The sequence below is a fragment of the Nonomuraea sp. NEAU-A123 genome (assembly GCF_018603905.1).
Taxonomy (GTDB): Bacteria; Actinomycetota; Actinomycetes; order Streptosporangiales; family Streptosporangiaceae; genus Nonomuraea.
This window is the reverse complement of the sequence record NZ_JAHFZZ010000003.1, coordinates 559,949-586,529: the sequence shown is the minus strand read 5'-3', so window position 1 is coordinate 586,529 and position 26,581 is coordinate 559,949. Positions and strand designations below refer to the sequence as shown.

At 67.4% G+C, this 26,581-nt stretch carries 24 protein-coding genes and 1 tRNA gene; 11 read left to right on the top strand and 14 right to left on the bottom strand.

Going from position 1 to position 26,581, the window contains the following annotated elements; translation table 11 throughout:
- Positions 1-77: 77 nt before the first annotated feature.
- Both KLK06_RS11115 and KLK06_RS11110 read right to left on the bottom strand, forming a co-directional pair.
- Complete coding sequence (locus KLK06_RS11115; protein WP_214635270.1) at positions 78-653, bottom strand: helix-turn-helix transcriptional regulator; 576 nt, start codon at positions 651-653, stop codon at positions 78-80.
- 225 nt (positions 654-878) lie between these two features.
- Positions 879-1,814: a LysR family transcriptional regulator gene (locus tag KLK06_RS11110; RefSeq protein WP_214635269.1), complete on the bottom strand. Its 936-nt coding sequence runs from the start codon at positions 1,812-1,814 to the stop codon at positions 879-881.
- 133 nt (positions 1,815-1,947) lie between these two features.
- Here KLK06_RS11110 and KLK06_RS11105 point away from each other — a divergent pair, with 133 nt between their 5' ends.
- Positions 1,948-3,186, top strand: coding sequence for an MFS transporter (locus KLK06_RS11105; protein ID WP_214635268.1), 1,239 nt, complete (start codon positions 1,948-1,950; stop codon positions 3,184-3,186).
- Positions 3,187-3,287: 101 nt separating this feature from the next.
- On the opposite strand, the gene KLK06_RS11100 is transcribed toward KLK06_RS11105, so the two are convergent.
- Complete coding sequence (locus KLK06_RS11100) at positions 3,288-4,334, bottom strand: ketoacyl-ACP synthase III family protein (RefSeq protein ID WP_214635267.1); 1,047 nt, start codon at positions 4,332-4,334, stop codon at positions 3,288-3,290.
- Between the two features lie 362 nt (positions 4,335-4,696).
- On the opposite strand from KLK06_RS11100, the gene KLK06_RS11095 reads away from it, so the two are divergent.
- From KLK06_RS11095 to KLK06_RS11080, 4 genes are all read left to right on the top strand, one after another.
- Positions 4,697-5,959 carry a multidrug effflux MFS transporter gene (locus tag KLK06_RS11095; protein ID WP_214635266.1) on the top strand — a complete coding sequence of 421 codons (1,263 nt, stop codon included), beginning with the start codon at positions 4,697-4,699 and terminating at the stop codon, positions 5,957-5,959.
- Between the two features lie 823 nt (positions 5,960-6,782).
- Positions 6,783-6,959, top strand: coding sequence for a hypothetical protein (locus tag KLK06_RS11090; protein ID WP_214635265.1), 177 nt, complete (start codon positions 6,783-6,785; stop codon positions 6,957-6,959).
- Positions 6,960-7,106: 147 nt separating this feature from the next.
- Entirely contained in the window at positions 7,107-7,598 is a 492-nt protein-coding gene (locus KLK06_RS11085) for a DUF2975 domain-containing protein (RefSeq protein WP_214635264.1), read from the top strand.
- Positions 7,598-7,819: a helix-turn-helix transcriptional regulator gene (locus KLK06_RS11080; RefSeq protein WP_214635263.1), complete on the top strand. Its 222-nt coding sequence runs from the start codon at positions 7,598-7,600 to the stop codon at positions 7,817-7,819. Before KLK06_RS11085 ends, KLK06_RS11080 begins: the two co-directional genes overlap by 1 nt.
- A gap of 249 nt (positions 7,820-8,068) precedes the next feature.
- Here KLK06_RS11080 and KLK06_RS11075 read toward each other — a convergent pair whose 3' ends face one another.
- Together KLK06_RS11075 and KLK06_RS11070 are read right to left on the bottom strand one after the other, a co-directional pair.
- A complete protein-coding gene (locus KLK06_RS11075) occupies positions 8,069-8,407 on the bottom strand; it encodes an Imm8 family immunity protein (RefSeq protein ID WP_214635262.1) in 339 nt (112 codons plus the stop codon).
- A gap of 935 nt (positions 8,408-9,342) precedes the next feature.
- Positions 9,343-10,854, bottom strand: a complete 1,512-nt coding sequence (locus KLK06_RS11070) for a S1 family peptidase (protein ID WP_214635261.1) — start codon at positions 10,852-10,854, stop codon at positions 9,343-9,345.
- Positions 10,855-11,432: 578 nt separating this feature from the next.
- Here KLK06_RS11070 and KLK06_RS11065 point away from each other — a divergent pair.
- A complete protein-coding gene (locus KLK06_RS11065; protein WP_214635260.1) occupies positions 11,433-11,618 on the top strand; it encodes a hypothetical protein in 186 nt (61 codons plus the stop codon).
- A gap of 259 nt (positions 11,619-11,877) precedes the next feature.
- Here KLK06_RS11065 and KLK06_RS11060 read toward each other — a convergent pair.
- From KLK06_RS11060 to dnaA, 9 genes are all read right to left on the bottom strand, one after another.
- Positions 11,878-11,951, bottom strand: a tRNA-Ile gene (locus KLK06_RS11060).
- Positions 11,952-12,096: 145 nt separating this feature from the next.
- The gene (locus KLK06_RS11055) at positions 12,097-12,855 is read right to left on the bottom strand and encodes a DUF3566 domain-containing protein (protein WP_214635259.1); all 759 of its coding nucleotides are present in this window, start codon (positions 12,853-12,855) and stop codon (positions 12,097-12,099) included.
- A gap of 3 nt (positions 12,856-12,858) precedes the next feature.
- Positions 12,859-15,366 carry a DNA gyrase subunit A gene (gene gyrA, locus KLK06_RS11050; RefSeq protein WP_214635258.1) on the bottom strand — a complete coding sequence of 836 codons (2,508 nt, stop codon included), beginning with the start codon at positions 15,364-15,366 and terminating at the stop codon, positions 12,859-12,861.
- A gap of 34 nt (positions 15,367-15,400) precedes the next feature.
- Complete coding sequence (gene gyrB / locus KLK06_RS11045) at positions 15,401-17,323, bottom strand: DNA topoisomerase (ATP-hydrolyzing) subunit B (RefSeq protein WP_374197108.1); 1,923 nt, start codon at positions 17,321-17,323, stop codon at positions 15,401-15,403.
- 342 nt (positions 17,324-17,665) lie between these two features.
- The gene (locus KLK06_RS11040) at positions 17,666-18,163 is read right to left on the bottom strand and encodes a DciA family protein (RefSeq protein WP_308168189.1); all 498 of its coding nucleotides are present in this window, start codon (positions 18,161-18,163) and stop codon (positions 17,666-17,668) included.
- Positions 18,153-19,385, bottom strand: coding sequence for a DNA replication/repair protein RecF (gene recF / locus KLK06_RS11035; RefSeq protein ID WP_214635256.1), 1,233 nt, complete (start codon positions 19,383-19,385; stop codon positions 18,153-18,155). The genes KLK06_RS11040 and recF overlap by 11 nt, the downstream gene beginning before the upstream one ends.
- A gap of 71 nt (positions 19,386-19,456) precedes the next feature.
- Positions 19,457-20,395 (bottom strand): phosphogluconate dehydrogenase (NAD(+)-dependent, decarboxylating), encoded by a 939-nt coding sequence (gene gnd / locus KLK06_RS11030; protein ID WP_214635255.1) that lies wholly within the window; start codon positions 20,393-20,395, stop codon positions 19,457-19,459.
- Between the two features lie 48 nt (positions 20,396-20,443).
- Positions 20,444-21,583: a DNA polymerase III subunit beta gene (dnaN, locus tag KLK06_RS11025; protein WP_214635518.1), complete on the bottom strand. Its 1,140-nt coding sequence runs from the start codon at positions 21,581-21,583 to the stop codon at positions 20,444-20,446.
- A 522-nt stretch (positions 21,584-22,105) separates the two neighbouring features.
- Positions 22,106-23,677, bottom strand: coding sequence for a chromosomal replication initiator protein DnaA (gene dnaA, locus KLK06_RS11020; RefSeq protein ID WP_214635254.1), 1,572 nt, complete (start codon positions 23,675-23,677; stop codon positions 22,106-22,108).
- 586 nt (positions 23,678-24,263) lie between these two features.
- Here dnaA and rpmH point away from each other — a divergent pair.
- From rpmH to KLK06_RS10995, 5 genes are read left to right on the top strand one after another with little or no spacing between them, the layout of a single operon-like run.
- Positions 24,264-24,401 (top strand): 50S ribosomal protein L34, encoded by a 138-nt coding sequence (rpmH, locus tag KLK06_RS11015; protein ID WP_093172456.1) that lies wholly within the window; start codon positions 24,264-24,266, stop codon positions 24,399-24,401.
- A gap of 59 nt (positions 24,402-24,460) precedes the next feature.
- Positions 24,461-24,826, top strand: a complete 366-nt coding sequence (rnpA, locus tag KLK06_RS11010) for a ribonuclease P protein component (protein WP_284734947.1) — start codon at positions 24,461-24,463, stop codon at positions 24,824-24,826.
- A gap of 17 nt (positions 24,827-24,843) precedes the next feature.
- A complete protein-coding gene (gene yidD, locus KLK06_RS11005; RefSeq protein ID WP_250905286.1) occupies positions 24,844-25,101 on the top strand; it encodes a membrane protein insertion efficiency factor YidD in 258 nt (85 codons plus the stop codon).
- Positions 25,102-25,105: 4 nt separating this feature from the next.
- Entirely contained in the window at positions 25,106-26,062 is a 957-nt protein-coding gene (gene yidC, locus KLK06_RS11000) for a membrane protein insertase YidC (RefSeq protein ID WP_214635252.1), read from the top strand.
- A 20-nt stretch (positions 26,063-26,082) separates the two neighbouring features.
- A complete protein-coding gene (locus KLK06_RS10995) occupies positions 26,083-26,571 on the top strand; it encodes a R3H domain-containing nucleic acid-binding protein (protein ID WP_214635516.1) in 489 nt (162 codons plus the stop codon).
- The last annotated feature ends 10 nt before the right edge of the window (positions 26,572-26,581 follow it).

The following is a 26,581-nucleotide window of genomic DNA, read 5'->3' as shown; positions in this document are numbered from 1 at the left end:
AAGTTCAGCCGATCGAGCCGACTTGCGGAGGGCGCCGAGGCGCGTTGGATCTCGCCTTCGCCTTGTGGCCCACTTGGTCATTCCGGTTCAGGAAGATCGACAGGTGGGCCGATCGGGGGGTCGGTGGCCAGGTTGAGCGCAGCGGCGAGGATGGTGAGGACCGGGATCACGGCCTCGGGCGCGAACTCGTAGTCGCCGCGCCGCCGTTGTTTGATCAGCCTGGCGCTCTGCAGCGCGCGCAGGTGGTGATAGAGCTGGCCGCTGGTGGTCTGCTCGCCGTCTCCGCCGAGGGATTCTTGGAGGTCGGCGCGGGTGCACCGGCCCTGTCGTATGAGTGTGCCGAGCAGCGCCAGCCGCGGCAGGCTGCCGAGGGCCTCCAGGATGTCGACCGCCGGCGCCCAATCGGCCGACAGCAACTCGGCGAGAGAGAGCTGCCTGGCGTAGCGGTTCTCGCCGCCGGGCAACCGTGCGGCTCCGACGTAGCCCACCGTCCCGAGCTCGTCCTCCTGCTCCGCCTGGAGGCGCATGCTGTTGAGCACTCCCATGAGAGACGGCGAGTCCGGTGAGCGTGGGGGTGGGCCGGCGGGCTCGGTCCGACCCTCCAGGCGGGCGATCCGGCGCTCGAGTTCGGCGAGTCTTTCCTCGATCATCATGCTCTCCTACGCTATTCCATAATTACGAAATAGCGTAGGTTGCTGACGCGAGCATGGCAACGCCATTGATGAGGATTCGCCCCGGGGCGTAGCGGTTCCAGGCCCGCCGCGGAGCGGTGCGAGGGCTGCACCTTCAACGCGTCCCACATCAACGAGCTGGCCTTGGGCTGTACCGTTCGGTGCCGCAGGACTCCGTGGACCGGTTGATCGCGGACGCGGCGGCGGTCAGCGCGGAATCACCCAGCCCGGCGCCCAGGTCCCGGCGGCGTCGTGGCCGGCCGCTGCGGCGGCGAGGTGGGCGCGGAGGGTGGCCAGCGCTGGGTGGGGGTTGTCGCGGTGCCACAGGAGCGAGTGCGGGTAGACGGGCGTCGGGTCGGTCACCGGGATGCGGCGCAGGCCGTGGTCGGCGGGCCAGACCAGGCGGGTCTGCTCGCCCATGAAGGTGGCCAGGGCCGGGGTGTCGGCGATGGTGTCGAGGAGCGCGTCGGAGCCGAAGTTGGGGCCGGTCGCCTCGATGGTGAGGCCGAACTCGGCGACGAGATCGTCGTAGTAGGCGGCCCACTCGGTCCCGGGGACGATGCCGGGCATCCAGATCCGGTGCCCGGCGAGCTGAGCGACGGTCACCGACCGGGCGCCGGCCAGCGCGTGGGCGGGCCCGGTGAGGAGTTGGAGCGCCTCGTCGAGCACCCGGACGGATTCGATGTCCTCGGGAAGGGGCCGGCCGGGCACGGCGACGGCGCGGAAGGACGCGTCGATCGCACCGGACCGAATGGCGGCGAGGGCCGTCTCGATATCGAACAGCATCACCACGTCGAGCTCGATCTCAGGGTGCGCGCGGTGGAAGCCGCGCATCAGGCCCGACGCCGCGCTGCGCGAGGCGAGCATGTCGACGCGCAGCGGACGGCGGCCGGTGCGCACGGACGCGACCGCGCGCTCGGCGACGCGCAGCAGTTCGCGCGCGTGGGGCAGGAACGCCTGCCCATCGATGGTGAGCTCGGCGCCGCGCGGAGTGCGGGTGAACAGCCGCACCCCGAGGTTGCGCTCCAGCGCGGCGATGCGCTTGGAGACGGCCTGCTGGGTGACCGCCAGCTCGGCGGCGGCCTCCTGAAACTGCCCCGCGTCAGCGGCGGCGACGAAGGTCCGGACGGTGTCGAGGTCCATGCCGACACTCTATGGGTACAACGGTTGGTTGTTTCCGACAGCTCTTCAGTTGTTTGATCCCCAGGTACAGCGCGCGCTTTGATGCTTCCGATCGCGGATCGGTTGTGCGGATGAGTGACGAGGAGCGTCAGGTATGAGAAGCGGGCATCGGCTGGGGCGGCGGTTCGGGTGGCTCTGGGGAGCGTACGGGACCAGCGCGCTCGGTACGTGGCTCGCCTTCGGCGCGTTCCCGCTGATCGCCGTTCAGGTGTTGCACGCCGGACCGGCCGAGGTCGCCGCGCTCTCCTGTGTGGGGGCTCTGGTGGGCGCGGCCGTGGCGGTGCCGCTCGGCCCGTGGGTGGAGTTCCGCCGCAAGCGGCCGGTGCTGATCGCGATGGACCTGGTGCGGTTCGCGGCGCTGCTGACGATCCCCACCGCGTTCGCGCTCGGTGTGCTCACCTTCCTTCAGCTCCTGCTGGTCTCGGTCGTCGTCGCGGCGGCCGACATCACCTTCCACGCCGCCTCCGGCGCGTACCTGAAGACGCTGCTGCGGGCCGAGGACCTGCTGGTCGCCAACGCCCGATTCGAGTCCACGTCCTGGACGACCACGATCATCGGACCGCCGCTGGGCGGCGCGGCGATCGGGCTCCTCGGTCCGGTGGCGACGGTGGTGGCCGACGCGGTCAGCTACCTGCTCTCGGCCTTGGGCATCGGCGCGATGGGCGGGCCCGAGCCGCGGCCCCAGCGCCGGGAGGCCGCGCGCATGCGGGCCGGGGACCTGCTCGACGGTTGGCGGTACATCCTCGCCGACGCGACGCTGCGTCGGCTGTTGTTCAACACCGCCTTGTTCAACGGCCTGGTGATGGCCACGCAGCCGCTGCTGGCCGTCCTGATGTTCGGCCAGCTGGGGTTCGCACCGTGGCAGTACGGCCTCGCCTTCGCCGCGCCCTCGATCGGTGGGCTGCTCGGTTCGCGGCTGGCCCGACCGCTCGTCACTTGGTTCGGGCAGCACCGGGTCCTGGTCGTGGTCGGGGCGCTGCGCGCGCTCTGGCCCGTCGGCCTGGTCTTCCTGGGGCCGGGCACCGGAGGGCTGCTGCTGGTGATGGGTGTCGAACTTGGGCTCATCTTCTGCTGCGGGGTCTTCAACCCCGTCTGCGCCACTTACCGCCTCGAGCGCACCGCGACCGATCGGGTCGCCCGCATCCTGTCCGCCTGGGCGGTGACGACCAAGGCCTCGACCGCTCTCCTGACGGCCGCCTGGGGCGTGCTGGGCGGCCTGATCGGCCCGCGTACGGCCATCGGCCTGGCCGGCGTGCTCCTGCTGGCGACCCCGCTGCTGCTCCCCCGCCGCCCGGCCGCCCTTCAGCCCGAGCCGGCACCGAGCCGCGCCTGACGGCGGTACTCCTCAACGCTGCAAGATCTCGTCCGTGCGCCTGACCCGGACGGCGTATTTTGACCGCCGAACATGTCCGCCGCCTCCCGGGCAGGCCGAACTCAGCCGAGCCCGTCGGAGGCGTACTCCTTGGGGAGGTCGAGGATCCGCAGGACGGCGCAGGCCAAGGTCTTGCCGGCACCCACCCCGACGAGCAGCACGTAGTCGCCGCGAGCCAGCGCCCCGCCGGCCAGCAGGTGGTCGAGGGCGACGAACTGGTCGCTGACCCCGAGGTGGCCGATGCCGGCGCCGTACTCCCAGGTGGTGTCGGCCAAGGTCAGCCCGAACCAGCTCGCCCGCTCCTCCAGGTTGTCCCAGCGCCCGTGCGGGAACGCGACGCGCGCCACCTCGTCGAGCGTGATCCCCGCCTCCTTGAGCGTGCGCTCGACCAGCCCCATCAACGTCGACTGGATCGCCAGCATGACGCCGGCACCATCGCCGGCCAGCAGCCGCTTGCGGAACTCATGGTGGCGGGAGGCGAAGTCGAGCGGCCGGCCCACGGTCGCGTCCGGTGGGAACATCGCCACGCCACCGTCGTTGACCGACTCGGCCTCTGGCAGCACGATAACGTTTACCGACCGTACCTCCGCGAACCCCGTGTCCGTGGTGACCAGCACCGCACACCCGGCATCGCCTACCACGTTGCCTTCGATCATGCGCCACCGGTCGACCAGCGGGGTGCCGTGGTTGTCGGCGCCGACCAGCAACGCAGTGCCACCCGGGCGCAGATACCCGCAGGCGAGCTGCAGCGCGCTGAACAGCCCACAGCACCCGTGCCGCACCTCAACGGACAGGACATCGCCGCCGACCAGGTGCTGCTGCAGGTAGTACTGCGGCTGCCAGCCCTCCGGCCCCTGATGCCAGACGTCGGCGTACAGCATGAGGTCCAAGTCACGCGGCGAGATCCCGCCGGAGCGCTCGAACGCGTGCCGGGCCGCACGGAGCGCGAGCTCCGGAGCCGGTACGTCCCCGGCCACCGCCGCACCACCGAGGCGGAAGTACTCCACCTCGTCGGCCGGATAGCGGCCCTCGGCGACAGCCGTCTCGATGCTGACCACCGGTGGCAGATGGACGCCGATACTGCGTAGGTAAATGTCGGGTGTTTGCATCCGTCCTCCTTCAGCGCGGCACGCCGCCGCGCGGGGCGTGGTGGAACGAATAACCCTCTACTGGGGAAAAACGAGCCTGCTGGAAGAGCTGTCGCGTGCCGGTCACCGGACTGCGATACGTACGGCGAGCCTCGCTGAACGTTGACAGATGTGTCCGGGAGCGGTCAGCGCCGATGCTATTCGAATGGATCATCCATGACTAGTGGTGTCATTCTTCGGACGGACCATGCATAATCTTCACCCCCGATGATCACCGGCGTCCCGAAGCGGAGTCAGCGATCGCAGGCCAGGTTCTCGGACGGCGTGCCAACATAGCGACGCCACTCCTCGGCACCTGCCCCAAGCCGGAAAGCAGCACGCCCATGTCCCAGAACCAGGCTCTGGTCACCGATCAGAAGCACACCGGCCGGCTCATCCTCGTGCTCGCGGCCCTCACCGCGGTCGCTCCGCTGGCCATCGACATGTACGTGCCCAGCTTCCCCGGCATGGCCAGATCCTTCGGCACCGCGGAGTCCTCGGTCCAGCTGTCCCTGACGGCCTTTCTCGTCGGGCTCGCCGCGGGGCAGCTCCTCCTGGGCCCGGTCAGCGACGCGGTGGGCCGCCGCCGCGTCCTGCTGGCCGGCGCCGCGATGTTCACGGTGCTGTCGCTGGCCTGCGCCGTCTCCCCCAGCATCGAGATCTTCGACGCGGCGCGGCTGTTACAGGGGGTCGCCGGGGCGGCGGGCATGGTGGTCGCCCGGGCCGTGCTCACCGACCGCTTCCACGGCACCCCGGAGGCGGGTCGCCACTTCGCGACCCTGTCCGCCATCGTGTTCACGGCCCCGGTGGCCGCGCCGGTGCTCGGCGGGGCCATCCTCGGCGTCGGCTCCTGGCGCCTTGTCTTCACCGCGCTGGCGGGCTTCGGTGTCCTGCTGATCGCGGGGCTCCTCGCCTGGGTGCCGGAGAGCCTGCCCGCCGACCGCAGGCAATCGGGCGGGGTGACCGGCGTGGTCAAGGCCATCGCGATGCTCGCCGGGCGGCACGCCCTCATGGGGTACGTGCTCGCCTCGTCCTTCACCGGGGCCGCGCTCTTCACCTACATCGCCGGCTCGACCTTCGTCTTCCAGAACGTCTACGGCCTCTCGGCCACGCAGTACAGCCTCGTCTTCGCTGCCAACGCCCTCGGCATGCTGGCCTCCAGCGTCCTGTTCGGCCGCCTGTCCGCCCACGTCCGGGTGGACACCCTGTTGGTCACGGGGCTGGCCGTGGCCGGCGCCGGTACGGCGGCCCTGGTCGCCTCGCTGGTCACGACCGGCGGTTCCTTCGCCGCCACCTGGGCCTGCCTGTTCGTCACTGTCGCCGGCCTCGGCACTGCGCTGCCCGCCACCACGACCATCGTCCAGTCGCTCGGCCACGACGCTCCCGGAGCGGCCTCCGGCCTGCTCGGCGGCAGCCAGTTCATCCTCGGCGCGGCCGCCTCACCCCTGTCGGGCCTCCTCGGCGACGGCACGGTCTCCATGGCCGTCATCATGCTGACCGCCTTCAGCCTCGCCGCACTGTCCCTCATCCTGGTGCGCGGGGCTCGGGGGCGTTTGGCGGGGGCTGGGCAGACTCCCAGACCACGAGCCGGCACCCCCGGCGGATGATGCCGGACGCGTGGTCCCCCGCCAGGGCTGATTTGCCAGGCGACGTTGCCGTACATCGGCTCACTGCTACGGCGTCCGCTCAGCACGACGGCCTGCTACGCAACGGAACCTGTACCGGCACGAAAGACCAGGGAAGCGGCTCCTGAACCACTGACGTTTCCCGGCTCTGGTCAGAGGCCGTGCGGCCCTGCCCGCGCTCTTGATCACCGCCCCATCGGACACGCGCGCCCCCGGCGACAGTTTTACAGGGCGTCGCCGTCTTTCCAACCGACCCCTTCCGGCCGCCGAAATCGCTTCACCCCGCGCCTTCATAGGCGAGTTCTAGTCAAGAAGATCACCAGGAGGCATTCTGGACCGAGCTCGGCAGCTCGGCCACGATGAAAGCATGACGATGAACGGATCAGCGCAGCCGCCGGCGGCGGGCGGAGGAGCAGGCTTGCGCCTGAGCTGGCCTGCTGTGAGCGCTCTGGCGGGTGTGGTTGCCGCCGTGGTCGCGCTGATCGCCTACCTGATGCCGCCGACCCCGCCTCCGCAGCCCCCGTCCGACGCGGTAGTCCCCACCCCGGCCACGCAGTCATCGTCACCAGATCCAGTCACCACCCGGCCCGCACGTCGAACCCCGACTCCATCGCCTGAGTCCAGCACGCCCCGGCCACCAAGGCCAAGCTCCACACGAGCGGTTCCGGTTTCCCCCGCACCGCTGTCAGCGGTCCGTCCCGGCGGCTGTGACGAGGCGGCGGCGGCGCTGACCGCATACCGCCGGAACGCCGGGACCGTCCGCAGCAGTCAGGCAGCCGCGGCTCAGCAGACGTACCGCGACCTGATGGGCGCCGTCCTCGACGCGGAAGGGGTGGTGGGGGCGAAGATCAGTCTGCTGGCCCGCGAATTCCAGGAACTGAACTTCCGCTTGACCGGCATGACCGGCGGCGATCCCAACCAGGTGATCGCGGATATCAATACAGACAGCGCGGAGCTCAATAGGCTGTGCGGATCCAGCTGACCTGACGACACGTCACAGCCGGACTTGCGCGCGACGGCTCGACCTGAGGCACACCTTCGACTACCGCCGCCCACCCTCCGCCCCAGCCCTTGCTTAACCTATCGAAATTCAATAGATTATCATCGTAACTCGATGGAAGGATGGGTCATGGGAAAGCTGGCAGTGCGTGCGCTTCGCACCGTGCTCGTGGTGGTGCTCACCGGCACCGTGTTCGTACAGGCATTGATGGTGTGGGTGCTGGTCAGCGGGAGCGACCCGGAGGACGGGTCGCTCCCGCTGACCCCGCTGCGCGTGATCACGATCCTGGGCATGGTGGCGGGCCAGGTCGCCCTGGTCAGCGTATGGCGGCTGGTGACGATGGTGCGACGCGGAACCGTGTTCTCCCACGCCGCCTTCCGGTACGTGGACGCCGTGATCGGCGCGATCGTGGCGGCTGCCCTCCTGTGGTTCGCGGTCACGGCCCTCAATGCGCCGGGCCAGCGGGCCGACCCGGGCGTCACCGTCATCATGGGCGGGATTGGCCTGGCCATCCTGGGGGTCGCACTCATCGTGTTCGTGCTGCGGATGCTGCTCGCCCAGGCCGTCGCACGCGACGTCGAAGCGGCGCAGATGCAGGCCGAGTTGGACGAGGTGATCTGATGCCGATTGTCGTCGACATCGACGTGATGCTGGCCAGGCGGAAGATGTCCGTGGGCGACCTCGCGGACCGCATTGGGATTACGCCCGCCAACCTGGCGGTACTCAAGAATGGCCGCGCCAAGGCGGTGCGCTTCGCGACGCTCGCCGCGCTCTGCGAGGTACTCAAGTGCCAGCCGGGCGACCTGCTGCGCTGGGAGGCCGAGGACGCCGCGGGCGGATGACGTGCCCCGCTCGTTGCCGTCAACTGCTGTACTTTGCTGCTGTACGGGCATGAAAAGAGGCCAGTCCCGCGAAGGGATCTGGCCTTTGACCTTTGGTGGGGCTACCAGGACTTGAACCTGGGACCTCTTCCTTATCAGGACTGTCGGAACCATGATCAGAGACTTCCACCCCGGCCCTGAACAGTGCTGTGTGGGTGTGGATGTGAGCTGCTGTGTACCTCTGTTGCAGTATTCGTTGCAGTGCAGGGCTCAGTCAGAGTAGTCCTCGAACTCCCATTCTCCGATGCGGCCGATCTTCTCAGCGAGCTCACTCCACGTCGGAGCTTCCAGCACGGCAATTCGATCACTCAGCCACTTGGTCACCTTGTCAGGGTGGAGTTCGGGGACGAAGAGCCAGTGCCGGCCGATGAGGACGGGGTGGTGCTGCAACTGCTCCGCAAGGGCCAATGGAGTGCAGACGGTGAGCTGAAACCGTTCCGCACCTGGACCGTCCCAAGGGCCGACGTACATCTCCAGGAGTTCACAGGCGTGGGCTGGATCATCAACGCTCCGCCCAACATCAAGGTCGACCCAACGGAAATCGTTCACTCGTGCTCTCATCGTTGAATGATCGAGCAAGGGACGATACTCGGGGGCGGATTGTCAGCTTAGGAATTGCAGGGATCTTGCCTCGTAGGGGCACTGACCTGCGGGTGAGCCCGGTCCTAACTGGCTGTGGTTGACCCCTCGTTACGCCTCTTAATGGCACGATGATCAGGACTCTGACCTGTTGCTCTACCGCTGCTTGCCTTTCCCCAGGCGCTGCTCCTCCATCACGACGAAGGAGTCGTAGATGGTGCGCAGCAAAACCTGAGCTTGATCGCGAGGGCGTCTTCTGGCCCCAGGTTCATGGTGATCACATCGGCGGTGGTGCGAACGATTTCCACAAGCGGCATTGTGCATGTTGAGGCGCACCGCGCGCATCCCGCCCTGCCTGAACATCCCGTCTGCCGTCGACCCGCCCGAAGGGGAAGGGGGCCAGGGCCACGGGGACAAGGTGGAGCCCCCAACTGGAGGAACGACCTTGGCCCCGTGGCCCTGGTCTGCTCGGCTTTTGCCCGGGTCGATGGCGGGCGGGATGAGCAGGCTTCCACCTCAGCCATCTACGGCCATCCGGCCTGCGCGGCGCGCATCCCGGAGCCGGAGCGCCCCCGCCGGAGGCGTGCTCTTTACGCTGCTCCTGGTAGAACTCAGTCGCGTCCCGCATGCTGCACTCGAAGAGTTGCATTGAGCTGAATGCTTCGGATGATCTGCTCATGGGCGATGAGGTCGTCAAGCTGGGCTTGCTGCTCCTCGTCGGTCATGGCGGCGTCCTAGCAGGCGGCGGCGTGCCGATGGTCGGCGGATTGGCTGGGTGTGGCGCGGTGTGACTACGGCGATGCCCCGCGCGGCGCCCGCGCCGTGACCGGCCCCCAGGCCGCAGCGCGGCGCGGGTGACGATCCGGCCGTCGCGCAGTCTTACCGTGGCATCGCCCGACAGTGGGTTACGGCTTGCGGTAGCCCAGGGTGTAGGGGCTGGAGCCGCTTGAGGAGACCACCCGGTAGCGGTAGTAGCCGGCCGTGCCGGTGTAGGTGATCTTCTCGTCGGGGCCCGCGCCGTCGGAGGTGGCGACAGTCGGCCAGGTGCGGCCGTTCCATTTCTGCAGGTACAGGTCGAAGTCGGCGCCGTCGTTCGCGTCCAGGCAGCCGGCATGGACGCCTGTGGCGTTCGAGTGGTAGTACGAGCCGCGTGGCTGGTAGGCGGACTGACCGTTGGTCAGGGAGCCGGTGTAGGTGCTCGGGAAGCCGGTGCAGGTGCCCGTGACCGGCGGCGGCGGGTTGCCTGCGGTGGTCCTCAGTGTCAGGCCGTAGGCGGTGAGGATCTCGCCGATCGGCTGGAAGTAGGTGGTGCCGCCCGAACTGCAGTCCCCCGAACCGCCGGAGGTGACCCCTTGGGCCTGGTCGATGGAGATGAAGGAGCCGCCCGAGTCGCCGGGTTCGGCGCAGACGTTGGTGCGGGTCAGCTGGTAGATGGTGCCTTGGGGGTAGGTGACGCTGGCGTCGCGCTGCTGGATGACGCCGCAGTGCCAGTCGGTGGTGGAGCCGGACCGGCAGACCGACGCGCCTTCGATGGCGACTCTGGCACCGGCGACGGGCACGGTGCCGCCCTCGCCGTTGTCCACCGCGGGCTGGGACGTCCAGCCGGAGTTCACCGCGATCCAGGAGTAGTCGCTGCCGGGGAAGGTCGATCCCTGGAAGACACCTTGGGCGACGCGGTTGAAGCCGGTGGTGGTGTCGCCGGCTTTACCGCAGTGGCCGGCGCTGACGAACCCGCTCTGGGTGCCCTTCACCACGGGGAAGCCGATCGAGCAGCGGCTGGCGGTGCCGATGTAGTAGGCATTGCCGCCCACCAGGTCATACAAGGGCTGGGCGACTTCGGTGGAGGGCAGCACGAGCACCGCCTCTTTGTTCACGCCGATGCCCTCGACGACGGTCTGGGTCTCGTCGGGTTTCGGGGCCAGGATGACCACTTTGTTGCGCTTCACGTCGACGTAGCGCGCACTCGACACCAGCGGCTTCACGGGCAGAGCATGGTCGAGCTTCGTCTTGATCGCGGCCAGTTCCCCCAGCGACCTGGTGACGACTTCAGCATTGGCGCCCGCGGCGAGGATCTGGGGAATGTCGGCGGCGCTGGTGGTGGCCACCACGAGGGTGTGCGCGCTGCCTCCCCGCAGCCAGGTGCCGGCGAAGCGGCTGCCGAGCCGCTTGCTCAGCTGTGCCGCGATCGGGGTCAGGCGGGCCTCATTGAGCAGGCGGGCCTGGGCCTGCGCACTACTGAGATGCAGGTCGCGTGCGAGCGCCTCCAGCATGCCGGGCGGCGGCTTCAGCGTGGTCTCGGCGGTCATGGCGGCGGCGATTGTTGCTGTCTGGCCTTCGGCGCCGGCCGGGATGGTGGCCAGGGAAAGGGCAGTGATCGCGAGGGCGCATCCCGTACTCACGGCATGGCTGCGGGGCATGGAGTCTCTCCTCAACCTCGGCTTTTCTGGGCATGAGGGGAGATCGCCTCGTATCACAGAGTGATCATGCGATGTCGGCAACGCCACCTTAATCCAGCCGTTGCCGACCAACGCCGCGCAACACGCGGGCGGGAATGGAGTTTCCGCGGGCCAACTGGAGGCCCTGTAGACCGCGCCGGTGATTGCGTCGCGCGCCGGCGAGCCCCGCGGTCGTCGACATTCGTCTCCGAAGCCGTGCGGTGCCATTGACCTGGCCGAATACCGATCCCATGCACGGGGTGACTCGTTGACGACCGGCCATCAGGAGTGACGCGTCCATGCGAGCCCTCGTGTCGTTACGTTGAGCAGCGGAATGAAGGCGTAACGTGTCTGTCCGGGCGTCTGTGTCGTTTTGTGGTCGTCACGATGTGCTGGGATCGCCCTCCACAGCAACGAGGCGGCCATGGTCCGCAGAACCCGGCGGCCGCCCCGGAACTGACCGCTGCATTCGGCCCCGGGGCAGCCGAACATTGCGGCCATCTGTCCGTTTTAGGTAGTTTTTGCGTGTGGTGAAGTGGTGCGGCCTTCGCGGTCTCGAAGTGGAGATCATCACGCTGGACACCCGGTCGCTTTACAAGATCACCCAGCGTGTCAATGGCCGGAAATATCTGCTCGGCTACAGCGCCACCATCGATGAGCTCGTCCATGTCCACCATGTCGATCTCGCGGATCTTGTAGAAGTGCTCGAGTTCCCCGCGGGCGATCACATGGTTGGGTCAAGATGAGCGACATGGATGCTTAGCATGAGCCGCGCACGGACCCCGACCTGGCCGACGTGTGGCAGGACATGGACGCAAGCGAACGCCTCCGGCTACTCCTGGCCGAGGGCGAGAATCACTCTGCCGATCCTGAACGAGCTGATCGCCGCCTGGCGTGCGCGGCAGGCCGCGGTTGGGACAGGAGATGAAGCTCATGTCCCAGCCGTGTCCCAAAACGACGAAAAGCCCTTCCCCAAGATCTCGGGAAAGGGCCTGTGAGCTGTAGTGGGGCTACCAGGACTTGAACCTGGGACCTCTTCCTTATCAGGGAAGCGCTCTAACCGTCTGAGCTATAGCCCCGCGCACACCGAACGGTATCGCATCCCCACGAGGGAAGGCGAACCGGTTGTTCGGACGAGGAAAAGCTTACCGCCTCTCCCGAGTTGCTCGCGCCGCCCCCGAAAGATCGGCGGCGGCGCGAGCTCAAAAGCCTTGAACCGGAAAGCTACTCGGCCTCGCTGAAGGTCACCTCGACGCCGCCCACCAGGTCGGAGGCGACGTTGTAGATGACCGCCCCCAGCGTGGACAGTGCCGTGATGAGCACCACGTTCACCGCGCCGATGAGGGCGGTGTAGCCGAGGATGCGGACCGGCTCGAACCAGGAGGCGATGTCGATCGGAATCGAGTTCTGCCCCTGCTCCCCCTTGCCGAGCTGGTTCACCAGGTCCACAAGGGAGTCAAAAACACCCAAGGCGGACAGCACGCCGTACAGCACGGCCACTGCCACGAACAACACCACGAAACAGACGAGGGAGACCACGAAGCTGAACTTCATGGCCGACCACGGCTCGACGCGACGCAGGACCAAATGGGCCTTACGGGGGAGACGGGCCCCCGCGGAGCTGGAGGACTTCTTCTTAGGCATCTCGACAAGCGGAGGGGCCTCGGAAGTGAGCGAAGGACGGAGGCGGACCGTCTCGTTGCCCTCCGGCTGCTGCTCCCCCCCTGGCTGACCCGTGACCGGCGTCACGCCTTGCGAAGGCGCGGCTCCTTGCGGAGACGCCGCCCCCGGTGCGGACGCCGCCCCCGGTGAAGGCACGCCTCCCGGTGAAGGCACGCCTCCCTGCGGAGGCGTGACTCCTTGCGGAGGCGTGGCCTTCTCCTCGTCGACCGCGTCGAAGATCTCGGTTTCGTTGGGCTTCTTCGGCTGCTGGCCGTTCTCCCGGGCCGCCTTAGTCCTGGCGGTGCCACCCTGGGCGCTCATGACCTACTCTCCTCCCCCGTCTTCCTCACTCTCCACCGAAGTCTCCATCGACTCGGCGTTCCGGGCGAGGGCCACCACGCTGTCGCCTTCAGCGAGATTCATCAAACGCACTCCCATGGTCTGGCGGCCGGACTGCTTGATCTCGCCGGCGCTCGTCCGGATCACCCCGCCGGCGGATGTGATCGCGAAGACCTCATCCTCTGGGTTGACCATGACTGCTCCGACCAGCTTGCCACGGGAACTGACGATTTTCGCAGTCAGCACGCCCCTACCGCCACGTCCTTGAACTGGATACTGCTCGACGGGTGTCCGCTTTGCGTACCCAGCCTTGGTCGCGATAAGCACATGTTGACCATCGGCAATTCTATTCATGGCGAGAAGTTCGTCACCCTCGAGGAACCTCATGCCGATGACGCCGCTCGTCGCCCGGCCCATCGGGCGCAGCGCCTCGTCCGAGGCGGTGAACCGGACGGACTGCGCGCCCTTGGAGACGAGCAGCAGATCGTCCTCCTCGGAGACCAGGCGGGCCCCGATGACCTCGTCGTCGTCGCGGATGTTGATCGCGATCAGACCGCCGGACCTGGGGGAGTCGTACTCGGACAGGCGGGTCTTCTTCACCAGGCCACTGCGGGTGGCCAGGACGAGGTAGGGGGCGACGTCGTAGTCACGCAGGTCGAGGACCTCCATGACGGTCTCGTCGGGCTGCATGGCCAGCAGGTTGGCCAGGTGCATGCCACGCGCGTCACGTGCCGCGTCGGGGAGTTCGTACGCCTTGACCCGGTAGACGCGGCCCTTGTTCGTGAAGAACAGCAGCCAGTGGTGGGTCGTCGTGACGAAGAAGTGGTCGACGATGTCGTCCTGGCGCAGCTGCGCGCCCCTGACGCCCTTGCCGCCACGCTTCTGCGCCCGGTAAAGGTCGGTACGGGTGCGCTTGGCATAGCCGCCGCGGGTGATGGTGACGACGATCTCTTCCTCGGCGATGAGGTCTTCGATCGACATGTCACCGTCGTACGCGACGATCTCGGTCTGCCGGTCGTTGCCGAAGCGGGCGACGATCTCGGCCATCTCGTCACCGACGATCTGCCGCTGCCGCGGCTCCGAGCCCAGGATGTCCTGGTAGTCGGCGATCGCCGTCATCAGCGCGTCGAACTCGTCCTGGATCGCCTGGCGCTCCAGTGCGGCGAGCTTGCGCAGCTGCATGTCGAGGATGGCCTGGGCCTGGATCTCGTCGATGTCCAGCAGCGTCATCAGGCCGCCCTGGGCCTCCGCGGCCGACGGCGAGCGCCTGATCAGCGCGATGACCTCGTCCATCCGGTCGAGCGCCTTGAGCAGCGCGCGCAGGATGTGGGCCCGCTCCTCGGCCTTGCGCAGGAGGTAGCGCGTCCGGCGGACGATGACCTCGATCTGGTGCGCCACGTAGTACGTGATGAACTGGTCGAGCCGCAGCGTACGCGGCACCCCGTCGACCAGGGCCAGCATGTTGGCGCCGAAGGTGTCCTGGAGCTGGGTGTGCTTGTACAGGTTGTTCAGGACGACCTTGGCGACGGCGTCGCGCTTGAGCACGATGACCAGCCGCTGGCCGACCCGGGACGACGACTCCTCGCGTACGTCGGCGATGCCGGTGACCTTGCCCTGCTTGACCAGCTCAGCGATCTTGTAGGAGAGGTTGTCCGGGTTGACCTGGTAGGGGAGTTCGGTGATGACGAGGGCTTGGCGGCCCTTGTTGTCCTCCTCGACCTCGACGACGGCTCGCATGGTGATCGAGCCGCGGCCGGTGCGGTAGGCGTCCTCGATGCCCCGGCGGCCGACGATCAAGGCCCTGGTCGGGAAGTCGGGGCCCTTCACCCGGGCGATGGCCGCCTCGAGCAGCTCCTCGTCGGTGGCCTCGGGGTTTTCCAGCGACCACTTGACTGCCTCGGCCACCTCGCGCAGGTTGTGCGGCGGGATGTTGGTCGCCATGCCGACCGCGATGCCACCCGAGCCGTTGACCAGCAGGTTGGGGAAACGCGCCGGGAGTACGACGGGCTCCTGCGAGCGGCCGTCGTAGTTGGGCTGGAAGTCGACGGTGTCCTTGTCGATGTCGCGCAGCATCTCCATGGCGATGGGCGCGAGCTTGCACTCGGTGTAGCGCATCGCCGCGGGCGCGTCGTTGCCCGGAGAGCCGAAGTTGCCCTGCCCGTCGACCAGCGGGTGACGCAGCGACCAAGGCTGCGCCAGCCGTACGAGGGCGTCATAGATCGAGGTGTCGCCGTGGGGGTGGTAGGAACCCATGACGTCACCGACGACGCGCGAGCACTTGAAGTAACCGCGGTCGGGGCGGTAGCCGCCGTCGTACATCGCGTAGAGCACGCGGCGGTGCACCGGCTTGAGACCGTCACGCACGTCCGGCAGGGCACGCGAGACGATGACCGACATCGCGTAGTCCATGTAGCTGCGCTGCATCTCGGTCTGGATGTCGACCGGTTCGATGCGGTCCGAAGACGGTGGAGGCGGAGTGTTCACTTCCGTCACGTGTGAAGATCCTTTTCTACTGTACGGCCGAGCGCTACACGTCTAGGAAACGGACATCTCGCGCGTTGCGGATGATGAAGGCCCTGCGCGCCTCGACGTCCTCACCCATGAGCACGCTGAACATCTCGTCGGCCTGAGCGGCGTCGTCGAGCGTGGCCTGCAGGAGGATGCGACTGTCAGGGTTCATGGTGGTTTCCCACAGCTGGTTGGCGTTCATCTCGCCGAGACCCTTGAACCGCTGGACGCCGTCGTGGCCGCGGGGGTCGCGCTTGCCGCGGCCGATGCCGTCCTCGATGATCGCGTCGCGCTCGCGGTCGGAGTAGGCGTAGGAAGCGTCGTCGCCCTTGCGGTCCCACTTGATCTTGTAGAGGGGCGGCTGGGACAGGTAGACGTGACCGCCCTCGATCAGCGGGCGCATGAACCTGAACAGCAGGGTCAGCAGCAGCGTGGTGATGTGCTGGCCGTCGACGTCGGCGTCGGCCATCAGGATCAGCTTGTTGTAGCGCAGCTTGCTGATGTCGAACTCGTCGTGCACGCCGGTGCCCATGGCCGTGATCAGCGACAGGACCTCGGTGTTCTGCAGGACCTTGTCGACCCGGGCCTTCTCGACGTTGAGAATCTTGCCGCGGATCGGCAGGATGGCCTGGAAGCGGGAGTCACGGCCGCCCTTTGCCGAGCCGCCGGCCGAGTTGCCCTCGACGATGAACAGCTCGCACTTGTCCGGGTCGTTCCACTGACAGTCGGCCAGCTTGCCCGGCAGGCCGCTGCCCGACTCCAGCAGCGACTTGCGCCGCGTCAGGTCGCGGGCCTGACGAGCCGCGAGGCGGGCCCTGGCGGCCTGCAGCGACTTGTTGATGATGTCCTTGGCCTCGCCGGGGTTGCGCTCGAACCAGGCGCGCAGGTGGTCGTTGCAGGCCTTCTGGACGAACGACTTGGCCTCGGTGTTGCCGAGCTTCGTCTTGGTCTGCCCCTCGAACTGCGGGTCGGCCAGCTTGATCGAGACGATCGCGGTCAGGCCCTCGCGGACGTCCTCGCCGGAGAGGTTGTCGTCCTTGCCCTCCTTGAGGAACTTCTGCTCGCGCGCGTAGCGGTTGACGATCGACGTCAGCGCGGCGCGGAAGCCCTCTTCGTGGGTGCCGCCCTCCGCCGTGTTGATGGTGTTGGCGAAGGTGTAGACGGACTCGCTGTAGGAGTTGTTCCACTGCATGGCGATTTCGACGGAGACGCCCTCGCCGTGCTCCTCGAAGTCGATGACCGACGCGTGCGCGGCCTCCTTCTTGGAGTTGAGGTGCGTCACGAAGTCGGACAGACCGCCCTGGTAGCAGTATTCGACCTTCACGGACTCGCCGTTGACGTGGTCGGGACGCTCGTCGCGCAGCACGATCGTGAGGCCCTTGTTGAGGAAGGCCATCTCCTGGAAGCGACGCGAGAGCGTCTCGAAGTTCCAGGTGGTGGTCTCGAAGATGTCCTCGTCGGGCCAGAACGTGATCGTGGTGCCGCTCTCGGCGGTCTCCCCGTCCATCGCCAGGGGGGCGGTGGGCCTGGAGTGCTCGTAACGCTGCCGGAAGATGTGGCCGTTCTGCTTGACCTCCACCTCCAATGCGGTGGACAGCGCGTTGACGACGGCCGAGCCGACGCCGTGCAGGCCGCCGGAGACCGCGTACGACTTGCTGTCGAACTTGCCGCCGGCGTGCAGGGTGGTCAGCACGACCTCGACGGCGGAACGCTTCTCGACCGGGTGAATGCCGGTCGGAATGCCACGGCCGTTGTCGATGACCCGCACGCCGTTGTCGGCGAGCAGTGTGACGTCGATCAGGTCGGCGTGGCCCGCGAGGGCCTCGTCCACCGAGTTGTCGACGATCTCGTAGACCAGGTGGTGCAGACCGCGCTCACCGGTCGAACCGATATACATACCCGGGCGCTTGCGAACCGCCTCAAGCCCTTCGAGTACGGTGATTGAGCTAGCGTCGTAGGACAAGTGCCAAATCCTCCTGCCGCGGACACGCGGCTGGGGAGGCGACACTTGCCAAGCTAGCTGCCCCTGCCGTGCCCGTCACCGTCGTGAGTGCCCCGTTGCGATGGTCACCCAGGGGGATCGGCGCTGTATACGTGCCGGGGGTGACACGCAAACGGACGTGTCCGGAATCCAGTTTCATTCTACCGGCTCTGAGGGCCCAAGGTGGCATTGAACGCGCCTGTAACGGCCTGTCGCTCGATTTCCCCCGCTTCAAGCATCCCCCCACAGGAATGGGGGTCATCGCGCCTGCGGCTCTCTGATGGGTTTTCTCGCGGATTTGGCTCAGCCGTAGGTGTCTCCGGGACCCTTGCTGCCGGTCACTCTGAGGCCACCGGACGTGCGCGGTGCGTTCTGCGGGCCTCTGACCTTCACCTTCGTCACCGTGCCGTGACCGAGCTCCTCGTTGAGCCGGCGTACGAGAGTGCGCGCGAGCAGGCGCACCTGGGTCGCCCACGCGGTGGAGTCGGCGATGATCAGCACCTCCCCGTCCTCGAAGGAGTCCGGTTTGGTGTGCGCGGCCAGATCGGGACCGACGATGTCGGGCCACCGGCCGAACACCCCGCCGACGGCCGCCGACCGCTCCCAGCCCCGCTCGGCGAGCAGGTCCATGATCGCGCGTCCGAAAAGCTGGGGATCGCCGGCGTCCCTGCGCGGGCCCGCCTTGCGCCTGGGCTCGCGGCGGGGGAGCTGGCCGCGCTTGGCGGCGTCGGCCTTGGCCTGGGCGAGCTTCTCCCTGGCCATCGCGGCGCCCCTGGTGGTGGGGTTGTCCTCAGCGGACACGCTTCACGCTCCCCTCGGCTACGTCGAACCTGCCCCCGATCAGCTCGGCGGGCACGTCGTCGTCCACCGCCGCGGTGATGAGCACCTGCTCGGCGGGGGCGACGATCTCGGACAGACGGCGTCTGCGCTGACTGTCGAGCTCGGCGAAGACGTCGTCGAGTATCAGCACCGGGTCGCCGCCGTCGGCGCGGAGCAGGTCGTAGGCGGCCAGGCGCAGCGCCAGGGCGAACGACCACGACTCGCCATGGCTGGCGTAGCCGCGCGCGGGCAGCTCGCCAAGGCCGAGGATCAGGTCGTCGCGGTGCGGGCCGACGAGCGTGACACCCCGCTCCAGCTCGGCCGCGCGGACCTCCAATAGCCGCTCGCGGAGCCGTTCTTCAAGGGTTTTCCCCAAGTCTGTGGATAACGTCTGTGTATCGGAAGATCCCGTCTCACCGGGGATTTCGTCCTCAGCCGCGTCGGTGCCTGTGGACAAAGTGCTGCGATAGGCCAGGGTCGCGGGGGCACTCGTGGGGGCGAGCGCGGCATAGGCTCCGGCGACCAGCGGGCGCAGCGCGTCGATGAGATCGAGCCGCGCCTGAAGGAGCTCCGCGCCGTGCCGCGCCAGATGCGCGTCCCAGACCTCCAGAGTGCTCAGGACGTCGCCGGCGCCCGCCGCCGAGAATCCGGTGTCACTCTCGGCCCTTCGGGCGCTCCTGGCCCCTCTGCGGGCCTGCGAGGCCGCACGGAGAAGCGCCCCACGCTGCTTCAGCACACGGTCGTAGTCGGCGCGTACGCCGGCGAACCGCGGGGTGCGGCTCACCAGCAGCTCGTCGAGGAATCGCCGCCGCTCAGAGGGGTCGCCCTTGACCATCGACAGGTCCTCGGGGGCGAACAGCACCGTGCGCAGCAGGCCGATGACGTCACGCGGCCTGGACACCGGGGAGCGGTTGAGCCGCGCGCGGTTGGCCCGCCCCGGATTGATCTCCAGCTCGACCAGCGCCCGGCGGTCGTCCCGCTGAATGGCGCAGCGCACGATCGCCCTGCTCGCGCCCTGTCGTACGAGAGGCGCGTCGGAGGCCACCCGGTGGCTGGAGTGCGTCGCGACATAGCCGAGGGCTTCGACCAGGTTGGTCTTGCCCTGGCCGTTGGGCCCCACGAACGCCGTGACGCCCGGCTCCAGGCCGAGCTCCACGGATGCGTAGGACCGGAAGTCGGTCAGCGAGAGGTGGGCGACGTGCACCCCAAGAAGGTTAGTCTGCCGCGCCCGTCACTGGGGTCACCGGCTTGCGCCTGTGGAAAACCGGTGGGGGATCACCGCACTTTCGGCGGTGTCACATCGGCGCCGGGGGAGTCGGCGCCCATGCCCACCGAGCCCTCCGCCGAGGCGATCGGGTGGCCGCCGAACTGGTTGCGCAGCGCGGCGACGACCTTCATCGCGGGCGGGTCCTCCTGGCGCGAGGCGAACCTGGCGTACAGCGCGGCGGTGATCACCGGCAGCGGCACGGCGTGGTCCACCGCGGCCTGGACGGTCCACCGCCCCTCGCCGGAGTCCTGTGCGTAACCGCGCAGCTCGTCGAGGTGCTCGTCGCTGTCGAGTGCCCGAACCAGCAGGTCGAGCAGCCAGGAGCGGATCACGGTGCCGGTGCGCCAGCTGCTGAAGCAGCCCTTGACGTCGGTGACGATGTCGGAGGCTTCCAGGAGCTCCCAGCCCTCGGCGAAGGACTGCATCATGCCGTACTCGATGCCGTTGTGGACCATCTTGGCGAAGTGGCCCGCGCCGACCGCGCCCGCGTGGACGAAGCCGTCCTCGCCTTCCGGCTTGAGCGTCTCGAAGATCGGCATCAGGTGCTGGACGACGGTGTCGTCGCCGCCGCACATCAGCGCGTAGCCGTTCTGCAGGCCCCAGACGCCACCGCTCACGCCGCAGTCGACGAACCGGATGCCCTTCTCGGCCAGCTCGGCGGCGTGCTTCTGGTCATCCACATAGTGGGAATTACCACCGTCGATGACGATGTCGCCCTCGGAGAGGAGCTTGCCGAGCTCGTCGACCGTCTGCTGGGTGGGCGCGCCGGCCGGGACCATGACCCAGACGGCGCGCGGCGCCTCCAGCCTGTCGACCAGCTCTTTCAGGCTGCCGACGTCGCTGGCCTCCCGATGGTGGTCGTAACCGACGACCTCGTGACCCCCGCGGCGCAGCCTTTCGGCCATGTTGCCGCCCATCCTGCCAAGTCCGACCATCCCGATCTGCATGGTGTACCAACTCCCCTAGTCAGAGCTCCATAATCCCCGATGGGATTTTCAGCTCGACAGGCGGATCGGCATGATCAGGTAGCGGTAGTCCGGAACCCCGCTGTCATCCACAGGCTTGCCGCCGGTGAGGATGGCGGGTTTGGTGGACGTGGTCATCTGCAGCCGGGCGACGTCGGAGTCGATCGCGCCCAGACCCTCCAGCAGGAACTGGTGGTTGAAGGCGATGTTCATCTCCTCGCCCTCGTAGTCCACGGGCAGCGCCTCGACGGCCTGCGCCTCGTCGCCGCTGCCCGCCTCCAGCACGACCTCGCCGCTCTTGAACGCCAGACGTACCGGCGTGTTGCGCTCGGCGACCAGCGCCACGCGCTTGACCGCCTCGACGAACGCGGCTGTGGACAAGTCGGCGCGCGCCGAGAACTCCGTCGGCAGCAGCGAACGGTACTTGGGGAACTCCGGGTCGAGCAGCCGCGTGGTGGTCCGCCGTCCGGCGCTGGAGAAGCCGATCATGCCCTCTCCGGTGCCGCCCGCCGCGCTGAGCGCGATCTCCACCTCGGCGCCGGTCGCGCCGAGCGCCTTGGCCGAGTCGGCGAGCGTCTTGCCGGGGATCATCGCGATCGCCGCGAAGTCGGGCTGGTCCGGCTGCCATTTCAGCTCGCGTACGGCCAGGCGGTAGCGGTCGGTCGCGGCGAGGGTGACGGTGTCGCCCTCGATCTCCATCCGTACGCCGGTGAGCATGGGCAGCGTGTCGTCCCGGCCGGCGGCGACGGCGACCTGGCCGACCGCGGCGGCGAAGACGTCGCTGCCCACCCGGCCGGCGGCCGGCGGCATGGCCGGGAGCGACGGGTAGTCCTCCACAGGCATGGTCAACAGGGTGAACCGGGCGCTGCCACACGTGACGACCGCCTTGGCCCCCTCCACCACGAAGTCCACAGGCTGTGCGGGAAGCGCGCGGGTGATCTCGGCGAGCAGCTTGCCGGAGACCAGGGCGACGCCGGCCTCACCGGTGTGGAGCTCGAGGGTCACTTCGGCGGAGACCTCGTAGTCGAAGCCCGACAGCTTCAGCTGCTGGTCCTCGGTGACCTCCATGCGCATTCCGGCGAGAACCGGCACTGACGGTCGCGCGGGAAGGCTGCGTGCCGTCCATGCCACCGCCTCAGCGAGGACGTCTCGCTCGATTCGGAACATCACGGTCATCAGCCTCCTGAGTTCGTCGTTGATTCAAGTGTTGCCTCTCCCGCACTCGAGTTCCGGGAGAACCCCTCTATGGGTCTTGAGTTTCTTAGTAAGAGAGATAGGTGGTCTTCACACTAGGGGCTGTGGATAGTGTGGACAACCAGCGTTTCCCCTGGTCAATATGCGTGGCGTCATCCACGGAGGATGTGGGTGGCGCCTGGGGGAAACTTCGCCGCCTGGGGATAGCCGTTCGTTGCCCACAGCTCGTCCCCAGATCATGGTGCGTTCATCCACCGGTTATCCACGAGGTTTCCACAGGTTGTCCACGGGGTAAACGGCCTCGCGGCGGACCCTCAAAAGACTGTGCACAGGCCGTCCACAAGTCATCCCCAGGTTGTCCCCAAGTTGTCCTCAGGGTGTCCCCAGGTTTATCCCCAGGCGCTGTGCAGGATTTTTCAGGCGAAGATGGGGCGTACGGCCGCCGCGTTCGGACGTTTCCGCTGATCCACAGTGTTATCCACAGGCTGTGCATAACGGTCAGGCTCCGCGCGACGTCTGTTTGATACGCATTGTTAGCTCGTTGACCTGGTTGTACATCGACCTGCGCTCCGCGATGAGCGAGCGGATCTTGCGCTCGGCGTGCATGACGGTCGTGTGATCGCGGCCACCGAACTGCTGTCCGATCTTCGGCAGCGACAGCTCCGTCAGCTCCCGGACGAGGTACATCGCGATCTGCCGGGCGTTGACCAGAGCCCTGCTGCGCGAGCTGCCGCACAGGTCGTCGATGCTGATGCCGAAGTATTCGGCGGTCTTGGCCATGATCGTGGCGATCGTGATCTCACCCGCGCCGTCCGAGGTGATCAGGTCCTTCAGCACCACCTCCGCCAGTTGGAGGTCCACACCCTGCCTGTTGAGGCTGGCGAACGCGGTCACCCTGATCAGGGCGCCCTCCAGCTCGCGGATGTTGGTGGAGATGCGGCTGGCGATGTACTCCAGGACCTCGGGCGGTGCGGCCAGGCCCTCCTGGATGGCCTTCTTCCGGAGGATCGCGATGCGGGTCTCCAGCTCAGGGGGCTGGACGTCGGTGATCAGGCCCCACTCGAACCGGTTGCGCAGCCGGTCCTCCAGCGTGATCAGCTGCTTCGGCGCCCGGTCGCTGGAGATCACGATCTGCTTGTTGGCGTTGTGGAGGGTGTTGAACGTGTGGAAGAACTCCTCCTGCGTCTGCTCCTTGCCCTCCAGGAACTGGATGTCGTCCACGAGCAGGATGTCGATCGCCCGATAGCGGCCGCGGAAGCCGTCGGCCTTGTGGTCGCGGATGCTGTTGATGAAGTCGTTGGTGAACTCCTCGGAGCTCACGTACCTCACCCGCGCGCCGTCGTACAGGCTCTGGGCGTAATGCCCGATCGCGTGCAGGAGGTGGGTCTTCCCCAGGCCGGAGTCGCCGTAAATGAAGAGTGGGTTGTACGCCTTTGCGGGGGATTCGGCTACGGCCACCGCGGCCGCGTGAGCGAATCGGTTGCTGGCCCCGATGACGAATGTCTCGAAGGTGTACTTCTGGTTGAGCCGGGCGGGTTCGCTGGGCTTGTTGCTCTTCGCTTCCCAGCGGTTCTGCGTCGGCTCCGGCAGTTTCTCCACAGGGGACTGCGTCTGTTCAAAAGAGAACGTGGGCTGTGGATATTCGGTGGATATCTGGGCCGCGTCCGGCTGTGGAGAATAGAACTGCGGAGGCTCGGAAGCCTGGTAGTGCTGCACCGATGGGGGCTGTGCATAACGTGGCTGGTGGTCCGGGCCCTGGGGATAATTTTGAGCCACAGGCTGTGGATGAAGGTCCGGCATCGGCTGCGCCGGGGCCGTCGTGTCGATCATCACGGCCAGGCGCATGGCCCGGCCGAGCTCCTGGGAGAGCGCGTGGGCCACGAGGGGGCGCAGCTTGCCCTCGATGAGGTCCTTGAGGAAGTCGTTGGGGACGCCCAGCACGATCGTGTCGTCGGCCAGGGCGATCGGGCGCACCATGGACAGCCAGGTGCGCTGCTGTATGGGGACGTTCTCGTTGAGGAAGTTGCTCAGGGCGCTCGCCCATACCGTGCCGAGGTCGACACCGTTCATGTGCGGTACCCCTCCTTCCTCTCGCGGCCCCCCGCGATCGATCGTCTACCCGCTTGTCCGCTGCGGCCATTGGCCCGCCGCGGTCCGTTGCTGGCTGAGTTGCTGGTTGATTCGCGCACGTACGTCTCGGTTGTCGGTGCGCCGTCGCCGGTTGTCCACCGCAGTTGGTTATCCACATGGAGCTCCCGCCCCACGGGGCGGCCGGCGCCTTCGTCCACAGCGTGGTGCCCGAGCTGGACACCCAGATTATCCACAGGAGATCCACAGGTTGTGCACAGGCCCTGAGCGGCTCTGGAAGGGCCGACACTAGCCCTGTGCACAGCTGTGTACAAGCGTTGTCCACAGCCTAGTGGTACCTGAGTCCACATACTGTGGACGCGGCCGAGGCGGTGGAAAACCCGCATGTGGATTAGTGGATAACTCGTTCGGGGCCGGTCGCCAGTTTGACCTGAGGCATGCTTGCCCCGTAACGTGCCATGGTCGGCTTGTCACGCGACGGCTATTTCGCGTGCCCTCGCTCTCTTGGCAAGCCAGCCATGTGTGTATCAGCGCCCTTGCGGCGCACCTTCAAGCCTGGAGCCCACCCGTGAGCAAGCGTACTTTCCAGCCGAACAACCGTCGCCGCGCGAAGACCCACGGCTTCCGGCTGCGGATGCGCACCCGGGCCGGTCGCGCCATCCTGGCCGCTCGCCGCCGTAAGGGCCGCGAAACGCTGTCGGCCTGATCGACTCGCGTCCGATAGTCCGCCCGCCGGTGAAGTCCGCCGGCGGGCGATAGGCGTATATGGTGCTTTCCCGTCAATCCCGCATGCGACGCGGGGAGGAGTTCGAGGCGGCCGTCAAGCGTGGCAAGCGCGCGGGCCGTCCTACTCTTGTAGTGCATCTCGGCATTTCTGGGGATTCGACGCCTCTGGTTGGTTTCGTGGTGAGCCGAGCCGTCGGCGGCGCCGCCGTCCGGAACAAGGTCAAGCGGCGGCTCCGACACCTGATGCGGGACCGTCTCGACCGGCTCCCGCGAGGTAGCCTGCTGGTGGTACGCGCCAATCCACCGGCCGCGTCAGCGCGATACGAGCACCTTGCCGCCGAGCTCGACCTCGCGTTGGATCGTTTGCTCAGGCGGCGCGAGTCCGCGATGGATGGACACAGATGACCGAGCAGCCGCAAGGGATGCCGAGCCTCGCCGCTCGGGCGTTGATCATCCCGATCCGGTTCTACCGGGCCTTCATCGGTCCGATGCTCGGTCCGCGTTGTCGTTTCTATCCGTCGTGCAGTGCTTACGGGCTCGAAGCGATAGCCGTACATGGTGCATTGCGCGGCACATGGCTGACTGTCCGGCGCATCGGGCGGTGCCACCCATTCCATCCCGGAGGTATAGACCCGGTGCCCCCACGCCCGGTTCGGTCCCACGAAACGCAAGGGAGATAGCTCGGTGGAGCTGTCCTGGCTGAGCTGGCTCTATGAAGCCGTAGCCCATGTCATCATCTGGATCCATCAGGGATACAGCACATTCCTCAACCCGGACAGCGGGCTGACATGGGCCCTGACCATCATCACGCTGACCGTGTTCATGCGGGTCCTGATCTTCCCGCTCTTCCTGAAGCAGATGCGCTCGTCGCGCAAGATGCAGGAACTCGCCCCCAAGGTGGCGGAGCTCCGCAAGCGCTATAAGAACGACAAACAGCGCATGAACCAGGAAGTCATGGCGGTCTACCAGGGAGCGGGCGCCAATCCGCTCGGTGGCTGTCTGCCCGTGGTCGCGCAGTTCCCCATCTTCATCTCGATGTTCACCGTGCTGCGGGCCATGGCCGACGGCCGCCCGGTTTACGGCATGACGCAGCAGCTGGTCGACAGCGCCCGATCCGCGCACATCTTCGGCGCGCCGCTCCCGGCCAGCTTCTGGATGTCGCAGGCCCAGGTCGAAGGTTTCGGGGCCACCGTCGTCACGACGAAGATCGTGCTGGGTGTCTTCGTGGCGATCAGCTCGCTGACCACGTTCCTCACCGTCCGGCAGAGCGTCACGCGCTCCATGGCCCAGATGCCGGACAACCCCATGGCGCAGCAGCAGAAGATCCTGATGTACATCTCTCCGCTGTTCGCCTTCTTCAGCCTGAACTTCCCGCTGGGCCTGATCATGTACTGGGTCACCACGAACCTGTGGACGCTCGGCCAGCAGCACTGGTTCTACAGCCGGCACCCGATGCCGCAGTTCGACGCCAAGGGCAACCCGGTGCCGATCGAGCCGAAGACCGGCTTGCTCGCCAAATTCCGCAAGACGACCGCCACTCCGGAAGAGGACGTGCCTCCCGCGCCGCCGGAGCCTAAGATCATTCGGCAGCAGCCCAGTCGCCAGTCCCGCAGCAAGCGCACCGGCAGCAAGAAGTCGTGAACACGAAGGAGAGGCCGGCCATGACCGAGGCCGAGCAGGAGAAGACTCCTGATCTCAACGCGCTCGAGCAGGAAGGCGAGATCGCGGCAGACTACGTCGAAGGCCTCCTGGATATCGCCGACATCGACGGCGACATCGACATGGACGTCGAAGGCGACCGCGCGCTGGTCTCGGTCGTCGGCGTCAAGGGCAGCGGCCTTGTCGGGCCCGAGGGCGAGGTCCTGGAGGCGCTCCAGGAGCTGACCCGCCTGGCCGTCCACCGGCAGACGGGGGAGCGGTCCCGGCTGATGCTCGACGTCGCCGGCTACCGGGAGCGGCGGCGCACCGAGCTCACCAAGCTCGGCACCGAGATCGCCAACGAGGTCAAGGAGAAGGGGGAGCCCAAGGCGCTGCACGCCATGACCCCCTTCGAGCGCAAGATCGTCCACGACGCAGTAGCCGCCGCCGGGCTCCGGAGCGAGTCCGAGGGGGAGGAACCGCACCGGTACGTGGTGGTACTTCCGGCCTGACCCGCCGCCC

What these genes read in the sequence shown, in the direction of transcription:
- KLK06_RS11110 (WP_214635269.1), bottom strand. Translation starts at nt 1,814, where the DNA reads ATGGACCTCGACACCGTCCGGACCTTCGTCGCCGCCGCTGACGCGGGG.
- rnpA (WP_284734947.1), top strand. Translation starts at nt 24,461, where the DNA reads ATGGTGCTTTCCCGTCAATCCCGCATGCGACGCGGGGAGGAGTTCGAG.
- KLK06_RS11055 (WP_214635259.1), bottom strand. Translation starts at nt 12,855, where the DNA reads ATGAGCGCCCAGGGTGGCACCGCCAGGACTAAGGCGGCCCGGGAGAAC.
- KLK06_RS11070 (WP_214635261.1), bottom strand. Translation starts at nt 10,854, where the DNA reads ATGCCCCGCAGCCATGCCGTGAGTACGGGATGCGCCCTCGCGATCACT.
- KLK06_RS11105 (WP_214635268.1), top strand. Translation starts at nt 1,948, where the DNA reads ATGAGAAGCGGGCATCGGCTGGGGCGGCGGTTCGGGTGGCTCTGGGGA.
- KLK06_RS11090 (WP_214635265.1), top strand. Translation starts at nt 6,783, where the DNA reads ATGGGCGCCGTCCTCGACGCGGAAGGGGTGGTGGGGGCGAAGATCAGT.
- KLK06_RS11080 (WP_214635263.1), top strand. Translation starts at nt 7,598, where the DNA reads ATGCCGATTGTCGTCGACATCGACGTGATGCTGGCCAGGCGGAAGATG.
- KLK06_RS11100 (WP_214635267.1), bottom strand. Translation starts at nt 4,334, where the DNA reads ATGCAAACACCCGACATTTACCTACGCAGTATCGGCGTCCATCTGCCA.
- dnaA (WP_214635254.1), bottom strand. Translation starts at nt 23,677, where the DNA reads ATGAACGGTGTCGACCTCGGCACGGTATGGGCGAGCGCCCTGAGCAAC.
- KLK06_RS10995 (WP_214635516.1), top strand. Translation starts at nt 26,083, where the DNA reads ATGACCGAGGCCGAGCAGGAGAAGACTCCTGATCTCAACGCGCTCGAG.
- KLK06_RS11085 (WP_214635264.1), top strand. Translation starts at nt 7,107, where the DNA reads ATGGGAAAGCTGGCAGTGCGTGCGCTTCGCACCGTGCTCGTGGTGGTG.
- KLK06_RS11115 (WP_214635270.1), bottom strand. Translation starts at nt 653, where the DNA reads ATGATGATCGAGGAAAGACTCGCCGAACTCGAGCGCCGGATCGCCCGC.
- yidD (WP_250905286.1), top strand. Translation starts at nt 24,844, where the DNA reads ATGCCGAGCCTCGCCGCTCGGGCGTTGATCATCCCGATCCGGTTCTAC.
- gnd (WP_214635255.1), bottom strand. Translation starts at nt 20,395, where the DNA reads ATGCAGATCGGGATGGTCGGACTTGGCAGGATGGGCGGCAACATGGCC.
- KLK06_RS11095 (WP_214635266.1), top strand. Translation starts at nt 4,697, where the DNA reads ATGTCCCAGAACCAGGCTCTGGTCACCGATCAGAAGCACACCGGCCGG.